Origin of the sequence: Rhodococcus sp. 14C212 (assembly GCF_011058195.1) — a bacterium.
In the GTDB taxonomy this organism is placed as follows: Bacteria; Actinomycetota; Actinomycetes; order Mycobacteriales; family Mycobacteriaceae; genus Rhodococcus; species Rhodococcus aetherivorans.
Genome location: NZ_JAALEH010000001.1, coordinates 164,158 through 184,486, shown reverse-complemented (window position 1 = coordinate 184,486; position 20,329 = coordinate 164,158). Strand labels below are relative to the sequence as shown.

18 protein-coding genes, 1 tRNA gene, 1 other RNA gene and 1 pseudogene are annotated in these 20,329 nt (G+C 70.3%); 8 read left to right on the top strand and 13 right to left on the bottom strand.

Annotation, left to right across the window (positions count from 1 at the left end; all coding sequences use genetic code 11):
• Positions 1-17: 17 nt before the first annotated feature.
• The 10 genes from crcB to prfB all read right to left on the bottom strand — a co-directional run bounded on the left by crcB (position 18) and on the right by prfB (position 6,816).
• Positions 18-362, bottom strand: a complete 345-nt coding sequence (gene crcB / locus G6038_RS00900; RefSeq protein WP_165035442.1) for a fluoride efflux transporter CrcB — start codon at positions 360-362, stop codon at positions 18-20.
• Positions 359-712: a CrcB family protein gene (locus G6038_RS00895; RefSeq protein ID WP_165035441.1), complete on the bottom strand. Its 354-nt coding sequence runs from the start codon at positions 710-712 to the stop codon at positions 359-361. Before G6038_RS00895 ends, crcB begins: the two co-directional genes overlap by 4 nt.
• A gap of 68 nt (positions 713-780) precedes the next feature.
• Positions 781-1,149, bottom strand: a transfer-messenger RNA (tmRNA) gene (ssrA, locus tag G6038_RS00890).
• Positions 1,150-1,250: 101 nt separating this feature from the next.
• Positions 1,251-2,093, bottom strand: coding sequence for a DMT family transporter (locus G6038_RS00885; RefSeq protein ID WP_165035440.1), 843 nt, complete (start codon positions 2,091-2,093; stop codon positions 1,251-1,253).
• Positions 2,094-2,101: 8 nt separating this feature from the next.
• The gene (gene smpB, locus G6038_RS00880; RefSeq protein ID WP_006940611.1) at positions 2,102-2,575 is read right to left on the bottom strand and encodes an SsrA-binding protein SmpB; all 474 of its coding nucleotides are present in this window, start codon (positions 2,573-2,575) and stop codon (positions 2,102-2,104) included.
• Positions 2,576-2,668: 93 nt separating this feature from the next.
• On the bottom strand, positions 2,669-3,574 hold the full coding sequence (gene ftsX / locus G6038_RS00875; RefSeq protein WP_165035439.1) for a permease-like cell division protein FtsX: 906 nt from the start codon (positions 3,572-3,574) through the stop codon (positions 2,669-2,671).
• Between the two features lie 60 nt (positions 3,575-3,634).
• On the bottom strand, positions 3,635-4,324 hold the full coding sequence (gene ftsE, locus G6038_RS00870) for a cell division ATP-binding protein FtsE (RefSeq protein ID WP_010594670.1): 690 nt from the start codon (positions 4,322-4,324) through the stop codon (positions 3,635-3,637).
• 31 nt (positions 4,325-4,355) lie between these two features.
• Positions 4,356-4,790: a hypothetical protein gene (locus G6038_RS00865; protein WP_165035438.1), complete on the bottom strand. Its 435-nt coding sequence runs from the start codon at positions 4,788-4,790 to the stop codon at positions 4,356-4,358.
• Positions 4,787-5,608 (bottom strand): mechanosensitive ion channel family protein, encoded by an 822-nt coding sequence (locus G6038_RS00860; protein WP_346772713.1) that lies wholly within the window; start codon positions 5,606-5,608, stop codon positions 4,787-4,789. Before G6038_RS00860 ends, G6038_RS00865 begins: the two co-directional genes overlap by 4 nt.
• A gap of 83 nt (positions 5,609-5,691) precedes the next feature.
• Positions 5,692-6,816 carry a peptide chain release factor 2 gene (gene prfB / locus G6038_RS00855; protein WP_165035437.1) on the bottom strand — a complete coding sequence of 375 codons (1,125 nt, stop codon included), beginning with the start codon at positions 6,814-6,816 and terminating at the stop codon, positions 5,692-5,694.
• 79 nt (positions 6,817-6,895) lie between these two features.
• Here prfB and hisN point away from each other — a divergent pair, with 79 nt between their 5' ends.
• The 4 genes from hisN (at position 6,896) to G6038_RS00835 (ending at position 12,536) form a co-directional block, all read left to right on the top strand.
• Entirely contained in the window at positions 6,896-7,681 is a 786-nt protein-coding gene (hisN, locus tag G6038_RS00850; RefSeq protein ID WP_165035436.1) for a histidinol-phosphatase, read from the top strand.
• Between the two features lie 100 nt (positions 7,682-7,781).
• A complete protein-coding gene (locus G6038_RS00845) occupies positions 7,782-9,173 on the top strand; it encodes an acyl-CoA dehydrogenase family protein (protein WP_165035435.1) in 1,392 nt (463 codons plus the stop codon).
• A gap of 44 nt (positions 9,174-9,217) precedes the next feature.
• Entirely contained in the window at positions 9,218-10,426 is a 1,209-nt protein-coding gene (locus G6038_RS00840; protein WP_165035434.1) for an acyl-CoA dehydrogenase family protein, read from the top strand.
• A gap of 466 nt (positions 10,427-10,892) precedes the next feature.
• The gene (locus G6038_RS00835) at positions 10,893-12,536 is read left to right on the top strand and encodes an acyl-CoA synthetase (RefSeq protein WP_165035433.1); all 1,644 of its coding nucleotides are present in this window, start codon (positions 10,893-10,895) and stop codon (positions 12,534-12,536) included.
• 53 nt (positions 12,537-12,589) lie between these two features.
• Here the strand turns inward: G6038_RS00835 and G6038_RS00830 are convergent.
• Positions 12,590-12,666: transfer RNA gene (locus G6038_RS00830), tRNA-Met, on the bottom strand.
• A gap of 132 nt (positions 12,667-12,798) precedes the next feature.
• Here G6038_RS00830 and G6038_RS00825 point away from each other — a divergent pair.
• Positions 12,799-12,873: pseudogene (locus G6038_RS00825) on the top strand (resuscitation-promoting factor); the annotation flags it as partial.
• Between the two features lie 88 nt (positions 12,874-12,961).
• Here G6038_RS00825 and G6038_RS00820 read toward each other — a convergent pair.
• Positions 12,962-15,949: a UPF0182 family protein gene (locus tag G6038_RS00820; protein WP_346772712.1), complete on the bottom strand. Its 2,988-nt coding sequence runs from the start codon at positions 15,947-15,949 to the stop codon at positions 12,962-12,964.
• Between the two features lie 155 nt (positions 15,950-16,104).
• Between G6038_RS00820 and G6038_RS00815 the strand changes: the two genes are divergently transcribed.
• Positions 16,105-16,710 (top strand): PPA1309 family protein, encoded by a 606-nt coding sequence (locus G6038_RS00815; RefSeq protein ID WP_165035431.1) that lies wholly within the window; start codon positions 16,105-16,107, stop codon positions 16,708-16,710.
• Positions 16,711-16,730: 20 nt separating this feature from the next.
• Here the strand turns inward: G6038_RS00815 and G6038_RS00810 are convergent, their stop codons facing one another.
• A complete protein-coding gene (locus G6038_RS00810) occupies positions 16,731-17,756 on the bottom strand; it encodes a PDZ domain-containing protein (RefSeq protein WP_165035430.1) in 1,026 nt (341 codons plus the stop codon).
• 88 nt (positions 17,757-17,844) lie between these two features.
• On the opposite strand from G6038_RS00810, the gene G6038_RS00805 reads away from it, so the two are divergent.
• Together G6038_RS00805 and G6038_RS00800 are read left to right on the top strand one after the other, a co-directional pair.
• Positions 17,845-19,347 (top strand): zinc-dependent metalloprotease, encoded by a 1,503-nt coding sequence (locus tag G6038_RS00805; RefSeq protein WP_165035429.1) that lies wholly within the window; start codon positions 17,845-17,847, stop codon positions 19,345-19,347.
• A 94-nt stretch (positions 19,348-19,441) separates the two neighbouring features.
• Positions 19,442-20,302, top strand: coding sequence for a TOMM precursor leader peptide-binding protein (locus G6038_RS00800; RefSeq protein ID WP_165035428.1), 861 nt, complete (start codon positions 19,442-19,444; stop codon positions 20,300-20,302).
• Positions 20,303-20,329 lie beyond the last annotated feature (27 nt).

Below are 20,329 nucleotides of genomic sequence, written 5' to 3'. Positions count from 1 at the left end.
GCGCCGATCACGGTCGGTCAGGACGTGAGGGCATACCCGGCCCACGCCGCGGCCGTGCCGGCGAGCACGCTCACCGCCGCGTACACCGTCGCGGTGACCGGGCGGCGCACCCGGACGAGGCCGACCGTCTCGACGGCGAATGTCGAATAGGTGGTCAGGCCCCCGCAGAACCCGGTGCCGAGCAGCGCGAACGCCGACGGCGCGAGCGCGGCCCCGGACAGCAGCCCCAGCAGCAGGCAACCGAGGACGTTGACGGTCAGGGTCGCCACCGGGACGCTGCGGTAGGAGCGGACGTGCCGGCCGGCGAGATAGCGCAGGACCGCCCCGGCACCGCCGCCGAGAGCGACGAGCAGGACGGTCATCGGGCCGTCCGGTGCCGCCACGCCTCGCCGGCCGCCATGCCGGCGCGCGCCGCCGCGAGTGCCCCCACGAGCGTCACGGTCACGTAGACGACGGCAGTCGCGGGGTGGCGGACCGTGTCGACGGCGAATGTGGAGAAGGTGGTGAAGCCGCCGAGCACACCGACGCCGAGGAACAGGCGCCACAGCCGGTCGGGACCGAGCATCGCTGCGACGACGCCGAGCAGCAGCGAACCGGCGACGTTGATCGCCGCGATCGTCCAGATGCCAGGGAACTGCACGGACAGCGCGTATCGGGTCACGGCGCCCACCGCGCCGCCCGCGGCGACGACGGCCGTCGGCTTGTACTCCATGCCGGTAACCGTAGAGGGCCGGCATACGCGAAGGACCCCGGCCGGGTGGCCGGGGTCCTTCGCGTTTCCGGTGGAGCTGCCGGGAATCGAACCCGGGTCCTCCGCCGCCTCGCCAGGGCTTCTCCGTGTGCAGTTCGCTATGTCTCTACTTGGATCTCCCGGTCCCGCGAACAAGCCGAGATGACGATCCCAGTCGCTGTTTGTTGTCCCGTCCGGCTCCGCGACCGAGCCGTACGGTGGAGCTCCCTAGTCGATGCCAGGATCCGGGGCGGGAGCGCACCCGGTCTGACAGAGACGCACTCGCTTAGGCAGCGAGGGCGTACTCGCGCTGAGTAGACTCGGCGCTTATTGGTTTGCAGCGACGCTTACGGTGGTCTCTTGCCTGCACCGACACGCTTCCCCTGACTCAACGTACGCAGTCGAAACCGTTCAGCCCCGTACGTACCTGCGGCTTTCGCAGGACTACCCACTCTAACGCGCGGACCGCCCTCCGTCATTCCCATTTCCGCCGCGACGCGAATGACGTGGCTCACAGCCCTCAGGCGGCTGCGGTGATCATGCCGACGGCGGTGAGGGCGAGCACCATGCCGGTCATCTGGCCGCGCCCGATCCGCTCGCCCAGCACGACCATCGCCAGCAGCACGGTCGCCGCCGGGTACAGCGCGCCGATGACGCTCACCAGCGACAGCATGCCGCCCTGGAAAGCGAACATCAGGGCACCGTTGGCGATCACGTCCAGCACCGCGACCGCGACGATGTGCGGATACACCCGGCTCGGCGGCCGGATCATCTGCCGCACCCCCAAGGCCACCGCCCACACGACGAGCGTCGCCGTGAGCCGGGACATGCCGAGGGGCCACAGGCCGGTGCCCTCGGGGACGCGGTGCAGCGCGACGAACATCAGCGCGAACGCGACTCCGGAGCCGACGGTCAGCCACGCGACGTTCGCGGTGAATCGGGGTTGCTCGTCCCCGGCGACGCCTTCCTTCGATTCGCGACTGACCAGCACGACGGCGACGAGGGCGATCGCGATGCCGGCGTAGGCGACCGGTCCGGGCCGCTCCCCTGTCGCGATCCCGACGAGCACCGGGATGCCGGCCACGAGCACGGCGGTGAGCGGGGACACCACCGACATCGGGCCCGCGGCGAGCGCGAGATAGAACCACCAGATCGCGAGCCCACCGGCGACACCGGCCGCCGCGCCCCAGCCGAGCGACTCGGGGGTGAGGTCGCCGCCCACGAGCGGTGCGACCGCGAGCACCAGCAGCAGCGACAGCGGGTACGAGACGATCACGAACCGCAGCGCCGCCACCCGGCGGGACGCGACCCCGCCGAGGAAGTCGCTCACCCCGTAGCCGACCGCGGCCACCAGGGCGAGCACGATCGCCGTCAGCGCATGCCCTTCACCCGCCGGCCGAGTTCGCGGGTCACCTCGCGCTCGGCGGTGCGACGGGCCAGGTCCTGCCGCTTGTCGTAGTCCTGCTTACCCTTGGCCAGTGCCAGTTCGACCTTCACCTTGCCGTCGGAGAAGTACATCGACAGCGGGACCAGGGTCTGATTGCCCTCACGGGTCTTGCCGACGAGGTTGTCGATCTCCCGGCGGTGCAGCAGCAGCTTGCGGGTGCGCCGGGGCGCGTGGTTGGTCCACGTTCCGTGCCCGTACTCGGGGATGTGCAGCCCGCGCAGCCACACCTCGCCGTCGTCGACGGTGGCGAACGCGTCGACGAGCGACGCCTTGCCCTCGCGCAGGCTCTTGACCTCGGTGCCCAGGAGCGCGACTCCGGCCTCGTACGTGTCGAGAATGGTGTAGTTGTGCCGCGCCTTGCGATTCGTGGCGATGACCTTGCGGCCCTTTTCCTTCACTTTCGGGCCCCTCCGGTCCTCGATGCGTCCGACAGATCTGTGTACAGCATAGGTAGCGGACACAACGAGATATTCCCGCGCACCGGTGCGGCCCTATTCACGCACGTACAGACGCAGGGTGACGTAGGCGGTCAGGGCCGCCATGCCGACGCCCACCAGCACCAGGATCGGCGAGACCAGCAGCACGTCGCTGTTGGAGATGCGGGCGACGATGTTGGCCTCGTAGACCTCCGAGAGCACCTCGTCGACGAAGGCGCCCTTCGCGACGAACAACCCCGCGATCGCCAGCGCCGCGCCGATCACGGCCGCCACGACGGCCTCGAGCAGGAACGGCAGCTGGGTGTACCAGCGGGTGGCGCCGACCAACCGCATGATGCCCACCTCGGCGCGGCGGGTGAACGCGGCGATCTGCACCATGTTCGCGATGAGCAGGATCGCAGCGACCGCCTGGACCGTGGCGATCGCGAAGGCGGCGTTGCGGACGCCGCCCAGCACGCTGAACAGCCGCTCGACGAGGTCCTTCTGGTTGAGCACGCTGTCGACGCCGGGACGGACGGCGAACTGGTCCTCGATCACCCCGAACCGGTCGGGGTCCGAGAGCTTGATCTTGAACGAGGCCGGGAAGCTCTCGGGGCTGACGAGCTCGGCGAGCTCCGGCTGGTCCTTGAAGACCCGCTCGGTCGCGTCGGCGACGGCGTCCTCGCGGTTGAGGTACTGCACCGACACCACCGCCGGGGTGTTCTCGAGGTCCGAACGTAGGGTGCGGCAGATGTCCTGTTCGCAGTCGGGGTCGAGGGTCGAGATGTCGTCGGTGAGGAACACCTGCACCTCGACCCGGTCGAGGAAGATCTGCTGCGTCTTGTCGGCCATCTGCACGACGAGCAGGCCCGCGCCGAACAGGCCGAGGGAGATCGCGGTGGTCAGGATCATCGCGACGGTCATGGTCAGGTTGCGGCGCAGGCCGGTGACGACCTCGCTCAGGATGAAGCTGGCACGCATGGAGTGTCGAAGTCCTTCGGTTGCCGGAGGGGCGAGAGCGTTGGGAGCGGAAGGGCGCGGTCAGCGGCCGACGCCGTAGACGCCGCGCGCCTCGTCGCGCACGACCCGACCGAGATCGAGCTCGACCACGCGGCGCCGCATGGAGTCGACGATGTGGTGGTCATGGGTGGCCATGAGCACGGTGGTGCCCGTGCGGTTGATGCGCTCGAGCAGCATCATGATGTCCTGGCTGGTGTCCGGGTCGAGATTGCCGGTGGGTTCGTCGGCCATGAGCACCAGGGGCCGGTTCACGAATGCCCGGGCGATCGCGACGCGCTGCTGTTCGCCGCCGGACAGCTCGGTGGGCAGGCGGTCGGCCTTGCCGGACAGGCCGACGAGGTCGAGCACCTCGGGCACGGTGCGAGCGATGACCGAGCGAGGCTTGCCGATCACCTCGAGCGCGAACGCGACGTTCTCGGCCACCGTCTTGCGCTGCAGCAGCCGGAAGTCCTGGAACACGCAGCCGAGGTTCTGCCGCAACCTGGGCACCCGGCGCGCCGACAGGCGGTTGACGTGGAAGTCCGCCACGTGGATATCACCGGAGGTGGGCGTGTCGTCACGCAGGAGCAGCCGCAGGAAGGTCGACTTCCCGGAACCGGACGGGCCGATGAGGAAGACGAACTCGCCCTTGTCGATCTCGACGCTCACCTTGTCGAGGGCGGGCCGGGTCGACGTCTTGTACGACTTGGACACATTCTCCAGGCGGATCACGCCGCCATGCTAGCCGTTATCGGACGGTGACCTAAGGAACCGACTCGCCGGTAGGTTCGGCGGGGGACGAATCGCCCAGGCCGGGAATCGGAATCTCGGGCAGCCGCAGACCGGGCTGAGTTGTCGTGGTCGTCGGGGCCGGGGACTCGGGAACGGTGCGCGAAGCCGCTCCGCCGGGCGTGGATCCGGTCCCGGTCGGCGCCGGCGTGGTCGTCGTCGGCTCCGTACCGGTAGGCGTGGGGCTCGGTGCGGCGGTGGTGGGCTCCGGCACGTACGGCACGTACGGCGTTTCGCTGACGACCACCGCGCCCGGAGGCGCCGTCGCCGTGCCCTGTTCCTCCTCCGGGTTGAGGTACAGGTAGAGCATCCACAGCCCCAGCCACACCAGGCACAGGGTCAGGGTGGTGGTACGCAGCCGGCCGCCCAAGACGTGATCCGGGATGTGGAACTTGCGACGCTCGCTCACCGCACCGCCTCGATCCCGTGGATCGGGGTGGACGTGTCGAGCTGCGGATGGACGGTGAGGCCCTGCCGGCGCAACGCGAGCGCGACCCGCACGCGCAGTTCCCGTCCCACCTGGAACTGCTTGCCCGGCAGGGTGCGCGCGACCATGCGAACGCTGACCTGGTCGACCTCGAGGCTCTCGACGCCCATCACGGTGGGCTCGTCGAGCAGCAGTTCCTTCAGCTTCTCGTCCTCGAAGGCCTTGACGCCTACCTCGTGCAGGATGTCGTTGACCTCCGCGATGTCGGCGGTGACCGGGATCGGCACGTCGACGACCGCACGGGCCCAGTCCTTGGAAAGGTTGACGGCCTTGTTGATCTGCCCGTTGGGCACGGTGATGACCTCGCCGGCCGCGTTGCGCAGCTTGGTCACGCGCAGGGTGACGTCCTCGACCGTGCCCACGGCGTCGGCGGAGGCCCCGGTCACCGAGATCTGGACCGTGTCACCGAACCCGTACTGCCGTTCGGTGATGATGAAGAATCCCGCGAGAATGTCCTGGACGATGCGCTGGGCGCCGAAGCCGAGCGCCGCGCCGAGGACGGTCGCGGGGGCCACCAGGCTGCCGATGGGCAGCGCGAGGTAGTCGAACACCTTCAGGGTGGCGACGATGTAGACGAACGTGATGACCACCCAGGTGATCACCTGCGCCACCGAGTGCCGGTGTTTCGTCACCTCCGAGCGCACCAGCGCGTCGGACTGCTGATACGTCTCGTCGATGCGGCGGGTGATGCGTCCGCCGATCCAGCTGACGAATCGCGCGACGAGCGCAGCGCCGAGCACGGTCAGGGCGATCTGCAGACCGCTGGTCGACAGCCAGTCGAGGAGCCTGGTACCGGGAAACAGGGGGATCCTCCGTAGCCGAGTTAGTGATTCTGCTTCTGGTTCTCGCGCATGCGCCACCGGATGCCCTCTTCGAGGAACCCGTCGATGTCGCCGTCGAGGACGACGGCCGGGTTGTTCACCTCGTACTCGGTGCGCAGGTCCTTGACCATCTGGTACGGGTGCAGGACGTAGGAGCGCATCTGGTTGCCCCACGAGCTGCCGCCGTCGCCCTTGAGCGCGTCCATCTCCGCGCGCTCCTCCTGCCGCTTACGTTCGAGCAGCTTGGCCTGCAGCACGCGCATGGCCGACACCTTGTTCTGCAACTGCGACTTCTCGTTCTGGCAGGTGACGACGATGCCCGTGGGGATGTGGGTCAGGCGCACCGCGGAGTCGGTGGTGTTGACGGACTGCCCGCCCGGGCCGGACGAACGGTACACGTCGACGCGGATGTCGTTCTCGTCGACGTCGATGTGGTCGGTGGTCTCGACGACCGGCAGCACCTCGACCTCGGCGAACGACGTCTGGCGGCGGCCCTGGTTGTCGAAGGGGCTGATCCGCACGAGCCGGTGGGTGCCCATCTCGACCGAAAGGGTGCCGTACGTGTAGGGCGCCTTGATCGCGAAGGTCGCGGACTTGATACCCGCCTCCTCCGCGTACGAGGTGTCGTACACCTCGACCGGGTAGCCGTGCTTGTCGGCCCACCGGATGTACATGCGCATGAGCATCTCGGCCCAGTCCGCGGCGTCGACACCGCCGGCGCCGGCGCGGATGTTGACCAGCGCGTCGCGCTGGTCGTACTCGCCGGAGAGGAGCGTGCGCACCTCCATCGCCTCGATGTCGGTGCGCAGGCCGGCGCGCTCGGCATCGGCGTCGGCCAGGGCGGTGGCGCGGTCCTCGCCCTCCTCGCCCTCGGCGAGCTCGTAGAGCACCGGCAGGTCGTCGAGCCGCGAGCGCAGCTCCTCGACGCGGCGCAGTTCGCCCTGGGCGTGCGAGAGCTGGCTGGTGACCTGCTGCGCGTGCTCCTGGTCGTTCCACAGCTCCGGGTCGGCGGCCTGGTGCTCGAGCTCGTCGATACGCCGGCGCAGCTCCTCCACGTCGAGAACCGCCTCGACGGTCTCGAGGGTAGTCGCCAGTTCGGCCAGGTCTGCGGAAACATCGGGATGCACGATTCCCAAGGCTACCGGGTGTGCGACGGTGGCTCGCCACCGCTCGGGGCCCGGTGGGCCCTCGGCTAGCGTCTGAGGCATGAGCACCGACCTCTCGGCCGATCTGGACCTCGCCCTGCGCCTCGCCGACGAGGCGGACGCCATCACGCGCGCCCGGTTCGGCGCCCTCGACCTGACCGTCACCGACAAGCCGGACCTGACACCGGTGTCGGATGCCGATCTCGGGGTCGAACGGGCCGTGCGCGGCACCCTCGGCACAGCGCGCCCGGGAGACGCGATCCTCGGCGAAGAGTTCGGCGGCGACGCGGTGTTCACCGGCCGGCAGTGGGTGGTCGATCCGATCGACGGGACGAAGAACTTCGTGCGTGGCGTGCCGGTGTGGGCCAGCCTGATCGCCCTGCTCGAGGACGGCGTGCCCGTGGTGGGCGTGGTGAGCGCCCCCGCGCTGAACCGTCGCTGGTGGGCCGCGGCGGGTGCGGGCGCGTGGATGGCGTACGACGGCGCGGAGCCGCGCCGCATCGCCGTCTCGCAGGTCACCGACCTGTCCGCGGCGTCGCTGAGCTTCTCGAGCCTGTCCGGCTGGCGCGAGCGCGGCCGGCGCGACGAGTTCGTCGCGCTCACCGACGAGGTGTGGCGGGTGCGGGCCTACGGCGACTTCTATTCGTACTGCCTGCTTGCGGAGGGTGCGGTCGACGTCGCACTGGAGCCCGAGGTGTCCCTGTGGGACCTGGCCGCGCTCGACGTGCTGGTCCGGGAGGCGGGGGGCCGGTTCACGAATCTGGAAGGTGCGGCCGGCCCGCACGGCGGCAGCGCGGTAGCCACCAACGGGGCGCTGCACGAGGGCGTGCTCAGGCACCTGCGGTGACCCGCGCGGGTCACGCCCCGCCCGAACTTACTCGATAGTAGACACCTACCTTACTCCGGAGTAAGGTAGTGGTGTCCGTCCCCACATCGAGAAACTTCTGGTGATCATGAGCAAGCAAGAGAGTGTGGCCCGGAACACCCCTCGCGACACGTCCGCGGTGGGCCTGAACCCCCTCCGACGAGACGCCATGGGCGCCGCGATGCGCGTGCTCACGCGGATCACCGGTTCGGAGCTCGCGGACCGGTACAACCTCCGGCAGGCCATCGACCGGGTGACATACCAGTCCACCAAGACCGGCTTCAAGACACTCGGCGCCGCCACCCGCACCTTCAAGAAGGTCACCGGCGGCAACGCACCGCAGCGCCTCGACACCGCCGTCCGCACCGACCTGTTCGACCTGACCCCCACCGACGATCAACAGATGATTGCCGAGACCGTCCGCGAGTTCGCCGCCGAGATCCTGCGGCCCGCCGCGCACGACGCCGACGAGGCGGCCGCCGCTCCCACCGACCTCCTCGCCCGGGCCGCCGAACTCGGCATCACCCTCGTCAACGTGCCCGAGGCGTTCGAGGGGGCCGCCACCGAGCGGGGCGCCGTCACCAACGCGCTCGTCGCCGAGGCGCTCGCCCACGGCGACATGGGCCTGGCCCTGCCGATCCTCGCGCCGAGCGGCGTCGCGGTCGCCCTCACCCAGTGGGGCACCGAGGAGCAGCAGCGGACCTACCTGCCCGCGTTCGCCGGGGACGACGTCCCGCAGGCCTGCGTCGTGATCACCGAGCCGCGCGCCCTGTTCGACCCGTTCGCGCTGCAGACCAAGGCGGTGCGCTCCCCCAGCGGTTACCGGCTCAACGGCGTCAAGTCCCTCGTGCCGGCCGCCGGCAGCGCCGAACTGTTCGTCGTCGCCGCCGAGCTCGACGGCAAGCCGTCGCTGTTCCTGGTCGAGTCCGACAGCAAGGGCGTCGCGATCGAGGCCGACCCGTCGATGGGCCTGCGTGCCGCCGGGCTGGGCCGGCTGCATCTGACCGACGTCGCCGTCCCGCAGGCCGCCCTGCTCGGCGACGCGGACGCCGACGCGCGCGCCGAGCAGTACGCGGACGCGGTCCGCCTCGCCCGCCTGGGCTGGGCCTCCCTCGCCATGGGCACCGGGCAGGCCGTGCTCGACTACGTGGTCCCCTACGTCAACGAACGGGAGGCGTTCGGCGAACCGATCAGCCACCGGCAGGCCGTCGCCTTCATGGTCGCCGACATCAAGATCGAACTCGACGGGATCCGGCTCGTGACGCTGCGCGGCGCGGCCCGCGCCGAGCAGGGCCTGTCCTTCGCCCGCGAGGCGGCCTTGGCCCGCAAGCTCGCCACCGACAAGGGCATGCGGATCGGACTCGACGGCGTCCAGCTGCTCGGTGGCCACGGCTTCACCAAGGAACACCCCGTCGAACGCTGGTACCGCGACCTGCGCGCCGTGGGCGTCGCCGAGGGCATCGTCCTCGTCTGAGTTCGCCCGATCCGGCAGCGTCACCTCACACCTAGGAATCTGTGATGATCAATCTCGAACTTCCCAAGAGGCTCAAGGCGTCGGCGAACCAGGCGCACCAGGTCGCCGCGCAGATCTTCCGTCCCGTCTCACGCAAGTACGACCTCGCCGAGCACGTGTACCCGGTCGAGCTCGACACGATGGCCGCGATGGTCGAGGGGTTGAACGACTCCGGTCAGGGTGCCTCCGGCGCGGCGCTCGGCCGCGGCGACGAGCCGAAGAAGCAGGCCGGCAACGTCAACGGCGGCAACATGGCGTCGCTGCTCAATGTGATCGAAACCTGCTGGGGCGACGTGGGTCTCACCCTGTCGATCCCCTATCAGGGTCTCGGCAACTCGGCGATCGCCGCCGTCGCCACCGACGAGCAACTCGAACGCTTCGGCAAGGTGTGGGCGTCGATGGCGATCACCGAGCCGAGCTTCGGCTCCGATTCCGCCGCCGTGACCACCACCGCCGTCCTCGACGGCGACGAGTGGGTCCTCAACGGCGAGAAGATCTTCGTCACCGCCGGCGAGCGCTCGACCCATGTGGTGGTGTGGGCGAGCCTCGACAGGTCGAAGGGGCGCGCGGCGATCAAGTCGTTCGTCGTCCCGCGGGACGCCCCCGGCCTGAGCGTGGCGCGCCTCGAGCACAAGCTCGGCATCAAGGCCTCCGACACCGCCGTCCTCGTGCTCGACAACTGCCGGATTCCGAAGGACAACCTGCTCGGCAGCCCCGAGGTGAACGTCGAGAAGGGGTTCGCGGGGGTCATGCAGACCTTCGACAACACCCGCCCGATCGTCGCCGGCATGGCCGTCGGCGTCGCCCGCGCGGCGCTCGAGGAACTGCGCGGCATCCTTGCCGAGGCCGGCGTCGAGATCTCCTACGACATCCCGGCCTGCAACCAGCACGCCGCGGCCGCCGAGTTCCTCGCGCTCGAGGCCGACTGGGAGGCGGCCTACCTGCAGGCGCTGCGGGCCGCGTGGATGGCCGACAACAAGCATCCCAACTCGCTCGAGGCCTCGATCTCCAAGGCGAAAGCCGGCCGCACCGGCACCGCGGTCACCCTCAAGGCCGTCGAGCTGGCCGGCACCTACGGCTACTCCGAGCGTCCGCTACTCGAGAAATGGGCGCGCGACTCGAAGATCCTCGACATCTTCGAGGGCACGCAGCAGATCCAGCAGCTCATCATCGCGCGACGGTTGCTGGGCCTGTCGAGCGCCGAGCTGAAGTAGCAGATCCAGACCACTTCTCCGAGGGGTCGGGCCCCCGCCGTACGCACCGACGGCGGGGGCCTGTCGGGCTCCCGATCCGGTCCGCTACACGCGAGAGCCGGCGGGCTCGTCCTCACGTGCGCGGCGGCGAACGCCACCCGGGTGAGCACCATCACCGCCTCGCCGACCCGCGCTGTGCCGTCCGCCGGCTGGGCGAGCACCAGCCATGCGTACGCGGCCAGGAACATCCCCGCTGCCGTGGCCATCGGCCATTCGGACAGGCGGCGCCACCGTTCCTCGGTTACGCGAACACCCCGGCCGCTGCATGTCGGATCACGAACGGATCCTGCAATCACCGCCGCGCGGGCCGGAATCGCCTCCCGTCCCGGGTGCCCGCCGGCAATTCGGACGAATGTCCATGACTGTGAGGCGCGTCACCACTAGGGTTGCGGTGACGCGAATCCGGCACGAGCTCGAAGGGGTCAGCATGCCCGGGCAGGACATCATCGACAGGATCACCGGTGCCGCCGGGGGGGTGACCGACACGCTGGGCGCCGTACGGGTGCTCGCCCGCTCCGGGCTGCTGCACTTCCCCCGGGTGGACCACGGGATCGGCACCCTCGTGGCGGTGAGCCGCTACGGTCCGTTCGCCGGACCGGTGCACGCCCACGCCGCGCGCGGCTTCGACGCCGTCGCCCTGGTCGACGAGCGCGGCCGGCTGAGCTACCAGGAACTCGAGGGGCAGTCGAACGCGCTCGTGCGGGCGCTGCAGGCCGACGGCGTCGCGGCGGGGGACGTGATGGGCCTGATGGCCCGCAACCACCGCGGACTCGTTCTCACCATGCTCGCCGCCGCCAAGCTCGGCGCGAAGCTGGTCATGATGAATACCGGGTTCGCACCGCGGCAGCTCGCGGACGTCGCCGCGCGCGAAGGCGTCGGCACCTTCGTCTACGACGCCGAGTTCGCGGCGGTGGCGGCCGCCCTGCCGCCGGACGTGCGAACCTACAGCTCGTGGCCCGAGGGCGACGAGCCGGGTCCACCCGGCATCGAATCCGTGCTCGCGCAGTTCGATGGGTCCGCCGTGCCGGCGCCGAGCACGCTGGGCGGCTTCGTGCTGCTCACCAGCGGCACCACCGGCACACCCAAGGGCGCCCCACGCGAGCGCACGTCGCCGCTCGCCTCGGCACAGTTCCTGGACCGAGTGCCGCTGCGGCCGGGACAGACGATGCTGATGGCGGCGCCGGCGTTCCACGGGACCGGAATCTCGCAGTTCGGGCTCGCCCTGGCGCTGGGGCAGACGGTGGTGATGGAGCGACGGTTCGACCCGCTCGAGACGGTTCGCCTGATCGAACGGCACCGGGCCAACGTGCTGGTCGTCGTGCCGACCATGTTGCAGCGGATCCTGGACCTCGGCGGCGAGACGATCGGGCGGTACGACACGTCGAGCCTGCAGATCATCTTCTCCGCCGGGTCCGCGCTGTCGCCGGACGTGTGCCGGCGTACGCGCGAATACTTCGGCGACGTGCTGCACAACCTGTACGGCTCCACCGAATGCGCGGTGGCCACGGTCGCCACACCCGAGGACATCCGCCGGGCGCCGGGCACGGCCGGACGGCCGCCGGTGACGTGCCGGGTCGAACTGTACGACGAGGCCGGCAACCGGATCACGGAGCCCGGCGAGGTGGGCCGGATCTTCGTCGCGAGCGGGCTGAGCTTCGACGGCTACACCGACGGCCGGGACAAGGAGCGCATCAACGGTCTGCTCTCGACCGGCGACGTGGGGCACTTCGACGAGGACGGACTGCTGTTCGTCGACGGCCGGGACGACGACATGATCGTCTCCGGCGGCGAGAACGTGTACCCGCTCGAGGTGGAGAACCTCCTCGTCGAGCGGGACGACGTGTTCGACGCCGCGGTGGTCGGCGTCGAGGATCCGGACTTCGGTCACCGGTTGCGCGCCTTCGTGGTGCCGGCGGAGGGCTCCGAGCGCGACGCCGAGGAGATCAGGGAGTACGTCAAGGCGAACCTGGCCCGCTACAAGGTCCCGCGCGACGTCGTCTTCCTCGACGAACTGCCGCGCAACGCGACGGGAAAGCTGCTGCGACGCGTGCTCGTCGACATGAAGCCCTGATCACATGCGGAAGGGCCCGGCACCGGATGATCCGGTGCCGGGCCCTTCCACTTTGGTAGCGGGGACAGGATTTGAACCTGCGACCTCTGGGTTATGAGCCCAGCGAGCTACCGAGCTGCTCCACCCCGCGTTGCAAGAACGAAGTTACACGGCCCGAGGAACGGAATGCAAATCGCCTGGGCGAAGGCCGTTTTCGCGCCCCGCAATGTGCCCTGGGCCACACTCGCGCCATGATCCGCTCACATAACGGTGGAATAACAATTCGAAGGCCGGGCAGATCCGCGTCGCGGAGAACACGCTGCAGACCCACGGTCCGGGTGCATGGCCGCTCTGTGGGACGCTGCCCTGGCCGGACGCTGAGTCGTCCTCGAACCGACGGGGCCCCGCGCACATCGTGCGCGGGGCCCCGTTTCGTCGCGGAGGGATCAGCCGCCGGTGGACTGGTACGCGTCCACGGCCGCCTGCACCCGTTGCAGTGCCCGGCCGTAGGCGGCGAAGTCGCCCGTGCTCTGGGCCGCGCTGAGCTCGGCCAGCGCCGCGTCGAGTTCGGCGACCGCGGCCACCCGGTCCGCGGGTACCGGGGCGGGAGCGGGGTTCGGCGCCGGAGCGGGCGCCGGGGCCGCTGCCTGACCCTCCTGCTCCGCCCCCTCGACCGGCGCGGTGGGCGCCGACTCGCCACCCGGCGCAGTGGCCGCACTGCCGACACCGGCTCCGAAGACCTGGTCCAGCGCCGCGGCGAGGGTGGGGGCATAGCCGATACGCACACCGCCGGCGGGGCCGGGTTCGCGATAGCTGACGATAACCCGGGACAGCTGCGGGAAGGTCGACGTGCTCCCCGTCGCCGAACTGCGTTCCGTGTACATCGGCTGGACGTAGAGGATCCCACCCTGGGCGATGGGCAACGTCAGCAGGTTGCCGTACTGGATCCGGTTGGATCTCTCGAGCAGGGTCCGCTCCGACGCGACGCGTGTGTCGGAGATCATCGCGTTCTGCGTCTGTTCGGGACCGAACGTCTGGGTGTCGGTCGGCAGCTGCAGGATCGTGAACCTGCCGTAGTTGTCCGGGTCCGAGTCCACCGAGATGTACGCGGACAGGAACTGCCGGTTGAAGCCCACCATCGCCGAGGTGAGCCGGAAGGACGGGCGGGCCGTCTCCTCGTCACCGATCAGCACGTAGTAGGGCGGCTGGTTCGCGGTCGTCTCCACCGTCGGATCGCTCGGCACCGACCAGAACGCGTTGTTGGTGAAGAACTCGCGCGGGTCGTCCACGTGGTACTTCGCGAGCATCTCGCGCTGCACCTTGAACAGGTCCTCCGGGTACCGGAAGTGCGAGCGGAGCTCGTCGGAGATCTGATCCTGCGGGGTCACCGCATCGGGGAAGACGCCCATCCACGCCTTCAGGACCGGGTCCTGGTCGTCGACCTGGTAGAGGGTCACGGTGCCGTCGTATGCGTCGACCGTCGCCTTCACCGAGTTCCGGATGTAGGAGACCTCCTTGCGGGGCAGCAGCCGACCGGTGTTCTGGTCGACGCTGTCCTCGACGAGCCCTTCGAGGGAACTACGCTGCGCGTACGGGTAGTTGTCGAGCGTGGTGTAGGCGTCGACGATCCACACGACACGCCCGTCGACCGCGGCGGGATAGGCGTCGCCGTCGGCGGTGAGCCACGGCGCGACCTTCGTCACCCGGTCCCGCGGGTCGCGGTTGAACAGCAGCTTCGACTCGCTGCCGATGGCGCTCGAGAACAGGATGTTGCGTTCGGCGTACTTGGACGCGAACGCGAGCCGGTTGAACCAGTTGCCGATCGACACGCCACCCGAGCCGGTGTAGGTGTACTGCGCGGTGTCGGTGTCGTACTCCCGCGGGGCCTCCCCCTCGGCGGCACCGACGATCGCGTAGTCGGGCTCCTCCTGCGCGATGACCTCACCGAAGTAGATCCGCGGCTGCTCGACCGGAATCACCTGGTTGCCGGACTCGAGCGACGCGATGTCGCTGACCATGTACACCGGGTAGCCACTGTTGCTGTTCGCGGCCTCTTCCGCGGACTCGCTGGCGGCGGCGTTCACCCGGTTGGCGGGAGCGGCGACCAGGCCGTTGCCGTGGGTGTACACCGTGTGCTTGTTGATCCAGTCGGTCTGGTTGCCCGTCAGGCTCGACGGCGACAGTTCGCGGGCGGCGACGATGTAGTCCTCGCGCTCCCCGTCGATCTCGTACCGGTCGATGTCCAGCGAGGGCGGGAACCCGTAGAAGTTCTTCAGCTGCTGCTGCTGGGTGAAGGTGCGCGGCAGCACGTTGGGATCGAGCAGGCGGGTGTTGGCGATGGTGGTCACGTCCGCCGGCACATTGCGCGGTGACGTGGTGCCCACGCCGGGGTAATCCCGGTACTCCACGATCTCGTCCGTGATGCCGTAGGCCTCGCGCGTCGCCGCGATGTTGCGCTCGATGTACTCGGACTCCTTGACGGCGGCGTTCGGCCGGACGGAGAACTGCTCGACCACCAGCGGCCACACGGCCCCGACGAGGATCGACGAGAGCACGAGCAGGGCCGTCGCCATCGCCGGGATGCGCAGGTCGCGCAGCACGATGGCCGCGAAGAACGCCACCGCGCAGATGACGGCGATCGCCATCAGGATCAGCTTGGCGGGCAGCACGGCGTTGATGTCGGTGAAACCCGCGCCCGTGAAGGTGGGTTCCTTGCGCGCGCTCCACAGCAGTGCGTACCGGTCGAGCCAGTACGCGATCGCCTTGAGCGCAACGAAGATCCCGGCCAGGACGGCCAGCTGGATGCGGGCGGCGCGGGTGAGGCTGCCGCCGCGGCCGGCGAGCCGGATGCCGCCGAAGATGTAGTGGGTGACCAGGCTGGCGAAGAGCGCCAGGATGACCGCCACGAACATCCAGTTCAGCAGGAAGCGGTAGAACGGCAGGTCGAAGGCGTAGAAGCCGACGTCCAGCCCGAACTGTGGGTCCGTGCTGCCGAACGAGCCGCCGTTGAAGAACATCTGCACGGTCACCCAGCTCGCCTGCGCGATCAGGCCCGACAGCAGGCCGAGCACGATCGGAATGCCGAGGCCGAACGTGCGCAGCCGGGTCATCACCGTGGTGCGATACCGCGAGATGGGGTCGTTGGGCCCGGACGCGGGCACGAACACCGGCCGCGATCGGTACGCCAGGAGCAGTGCCAGCCACACCACACCGCCCACGAACAGGCTCACGACGAGGAACAGGACGATCCGGGTCAGCAGCACCTTCACGTACACGTCACGGAAGTCGACCTCGCCGAACCACAGCCAGTTGGTGTAGGCCTCCACCAGTCGGGGACCGACCAGCAGCAGCACCGCGGCCACCACGGCCAGGCTCAGCAGGATCTTGCTGCGTTTCGACAGCGAAGGTACTCCGGTGGGGGGCCTCATGCCCACGTGCCACACTCCCAATTCTCCGGCGACGCGAACGCGCCGCAGCTGCTCACCTCGACTGTCACCCACGGCACTCGCGGTGACCGTTTCGCCCCACTCTACGGAATGAGGCGACCACCACGCCGCGCGGCGACGAGACCTGGCGACGATGCAAGGATATGTCCGTGAGCGACAGTCATCCCGTCCCGTCCGAAGACGCCCTGCGCCGGTGCGTCGGTGAGATCGTCGACTTCGTCGACTCCGGTGGCTGGGGACAGCCGCCGACGATGTTCGCGCTGGTGCCCACGGCCCTGCTGGCGGCGTCGGAACCCACCCTGCTCGACCAGCTCGACGAGGGCCACGAGTACACCCCGGTGGAGCAGGAGGCCTTCCCCGACGACGTCGAAGGCGGCAGCCCCGCCCTCGACGAGTTCCTCGCCACCACCAGCTGGCCCGAGTCCGTCGCCGGCTGCGCCCTGGTGCAGGAGATCGTGGTGCTGCCCCCGAGCGCGGAGTCGGATCTCGACGACGCGCTGGTGCCCCTGCTGGCCGATCCGCACGCCGCCGACGAGGCCGCCCGGGCCGCGGCGCACGGGCACCCGGAGCGGCGCGATGCCCGCCTGATCGCGGCGGTCCTGCGCGACGGTCCGTCGCTGTCGCTGCTGCAGCTGCGGCCCACCGACGAGGACGACCCGTTCGCGGGGATCGAGCTGCGCACCTACGACAACCTCGCCCCGAACGTGGTGTCCGCCCTGTACGCGACCCTCGAACCGGGCGACGACTAGCGCCGGTCCCGTACGACGGCCTAGCCGCAGGTGGGCGCGTCGCCCCCGTCGGCGAGGGAGCCGAGCGCGCCGATCGCGCCCTCGAGGGTCTCGACTTTGACCAGCCGCATCCCGTCGGGGGCGTCGCTCTGCGCCTCGGCGCAGTTGGCGGCGGGCACGAGGAACACCGTGGCGCCGTCCTCCGCAGCCCCGACGAGCTTGTGAGTGATGCCGCCGATCGGGCCGACCACCCCGTCGGAATCGATGGTGCCGGTGCCTGCGACGACCTCGCCGCCGCTGAGCTCGCCGGGGCTGAGCTTGTCGACCACGGCGAGGCTGAAGATCAGCCCCGCCGACGGGCCGCCGACGTCGGCGAGGTTGAACGTCACGTCGAACGGCACGTCCGGGACCTCCTCGGGGCTGATGCCGAGGAAACCCTTGTCCGGGTCGTCGGGGCGGGCCCCCACGGTCACCGAGGCGGTCTGCTCGACCCCGTCGCGCACGAGCACGACGTCGACCGGGGTGCCGGGCGCGACGGCGGCGACGGTCCGCTGCACGCTTCCGGCGGTGGTCACCGGTTCCCCGGCGACGGCGACGAGCCGGTCACCCTCGCGCAGCACGCCGGCGGAGGGCCCGGACTCGCCGACCCTGGCGACGCGCAGGACGACGGGCAGGTCGAGGTGGTGCAGGGCGGCGAGCTCCGCGCTGCGTTCGGACTGCTCGAACTGGGCGGCGTCCGCCTCCTTGACCTGTTCCCTGGTCGCGGTGGGCGGGTAGATCTGCTCGCGGGGGGCGATCCCGTAACGGCTGCCCAGCCACGCCGAGAGGGCCTGCGCCACGGTCAGGCGGTCACTGACCCCGACCGTGGTCATCACCAGCTCGCCACTGGTGGGGTCGATGTCGGCGCCCTCGATGGCGACGACAGCCTTGCCGTCGATCTCGCCGAGGGTGTCGAACGTCGGACCGGGACCGAGCGCCACGTACGGCACCTTCACGTTCAGCGCCACCGTCACCAGCAGCAGCGCCGGGAACAGCGCCGCCAGGATCGTCACGAGCCGTCGATTCACCCGGCCAGGGTATCCGGAGCGGCGATGTTCGCGATCAGCGTGATCGCGGTGGCCGCCGCCCCGCAGTGCGCCTTGTACCGTTGACGACATGAGCGACACGCCTTTCGGATTCTCGAATCCCGACGACGACCCGGACCGCAGGAAGGACTCCGGTTCCGGCGCCGAGGGATCCGGCGCCGAGGGTGCCGGCCCGGAAGGCGCCGGGTCCCAGAGCGGCGCCACCGGCGGGTTCCCCTTCGGTTTCGGTGCCCCCGGCGCAGGCGGTGCCCCGTTCGGCCCGGGTGGCGACAACCCCTTCGGCGCGCAGGGCTTCGACCCGGCGGCGCTCGGGCAGATGCTGACACAGTTCGGTCAGATGCTCAGCGGCATGGGCAGCGCGGTGGGGTCCGGCGGCTCCGGGCCGGTCAACTACGAGGTGGCCGCCAAGCTCGCCCGCCAGCAGATCGGCTCCGTCACCCCGGTGTCGTCCGGGTCGGCGGACGCCGTCCGGGACGCCGCACATCTGGCGGAGCTGTGGCTCGACGGGGCGACCACCCTGCCCGCGGGCGCGACCCGCACCGTCGCGTGGACGCCCGTCGACTGGCTCGACAACACGCTCGAGACGTGGAAGCGCCTGTGCGATCCGGTGGCCGAGCAGGTCAACGGCATGTGGATGCAGGGCCTGCCGGAAGAGGCCCGGGCGATGGCCGGGCCGATGCTCGGCATGTTCTCCCAGATGGGCGGGCTGGCGTTCGGTTCCCAGCTCGGCCAGGCCCTCGGGCAGCTCGCCAAGGAGGTCCTGACCTCGACCGATATCGGCCTGCCGCTCGGGCCCGCGGGCACGGCGGCGCTGATGCCCGCCGCGATCGAGGCGTTCGGTGAGGGACTCGAGCAGCCGGCCCAGGAAGTCCTGGTCTTCCTCGCCGCCCGGGAGGCGGCACACCAACGGCTCTACAGCCACGTGCCGTGGCTGCGCTCGCGCCTGCTGTCCACTGTGGAGGACTACGCGCGCGGCATCCGGATGGACTTCTCCGCGATCGAGGACCTCGCCCAGGGTATCGATCCCATGGCGCTGACGGATCCGTCGAAGATCGAGGAACTGCTCAAGGGCGCGGCGTTCGAGCCGCAGACCACTCCCGAGCAGAAGCAGGCCCTCGAACGCCTCGAGACGTTGCTCGCCCTGGTCGAGGGCTGGGTGGAGACCGTGGTCGCCGACGCGCTCGGCGACCGGCTGCCCGGGGTCGCCGCGCTGAGCGAGACGCTGCGCCGCCGACGCGCGAGCGGCGGGCCCGCCGAGCAGACCTTCGCCACTCTCGTCGGTCTCGAGTTGCGGCCGCGGAAGCTGCGCGAGGCCGCGGCCCTGTGGCGCCGGCTCACCACCGATGCCGGGCCGGACGCGCGGGACAAGGTATGGGCGCACCCGGACCTGCTGCCGGACTCGTCGGACCTCGACAACGCGGCCGCGTTCCTCGACCGTGTCATCGGCGGAGAAGCGGCCACGTTCGACGATCCGATCGCCCAGCTGCGCGAGACCGAGGCACGCGAACGCGCCGAGCGGGAGAAGGGCGAGCCGGGGTCCGGCGAGTCCACCGATCCCGACGAATCCGCCTGAACACACATCGGGCCAGGTAGGCGCCGGTTTTGCCCTGTGGACAACCGGCCTCGGGCACAGGTGGTGCGATGGGCGTTGCTGTCACGCTGACCGTATGACCACGGCAACGCATCCACAGCCCGGACCGGCGCTCGACCCTGCCCTCGAAGTGCTCCACCGACCGGACGGCACGGTGCAACTCGGGTGGGGCCCGGACACCGCGGCCGTCCTCTCCCCCGGCGCTGGGCTCGACGCGTTCGGCCTCTCGACGGTGCTGCGCCTGCTCGACGGGCGTTCGTCGCGCGAGGAGATCCTCGCCCGTACCGCGCGGGCGGGGCTGCCGGACGCCGCCGTCACCGCCCTGCTCGACGAGCTGACCACCCTCGGTGCGGTCCGCGATCCCGGCGTAGCCACGCTGCAGATCCCCCGGGTGCGGGTGCACGGGCGCGGGCCACTGGCAGACGCGCTGGCCGCCCAACTGACGGTGTCGGGCACGCGGCTGCGCCGGTCCGCCGTCTACACCGGCGACAGCGACGTCGCCCGCTGGGACGCGCAGTGCGTGCTGCTCACCGACGCGCTGGTCCCCGACCCCGGTCTCGTCCGTGAGTTGATGCGGCACCGGGTGCCGCACCTGCCCGTACTGCTGCGCGACGGCCGCGGCGTCGTCGGCCCCTTCGTCGTCCCGGGCCGCACGAGCTGCCTGCGCTGCGCCGACCTGACCCGCACGGATCTCGACCCGCACTGGCCGCACCTGGCCGCCCAACTGTGCGACCGCGTCGGCTTCGCGGAGCCCGCGGCGGTGCTGGCGACCGCGGCCCTCGCCCTCGGACAGCTCGACGCGATTCTCACCGCCTCGGCATCCGCGCCGCCCGCGACGTTGGACCGGACGCTCGAGGTCGATCTGCGCAGCCATCGACTCACGTCGCGGCGCTGGTTCCGGCACCCGGATTGCGCGTGCGGAGGCACACCCGGGTGAAGCGGCGCACCGCGCCGGTCGCACAGC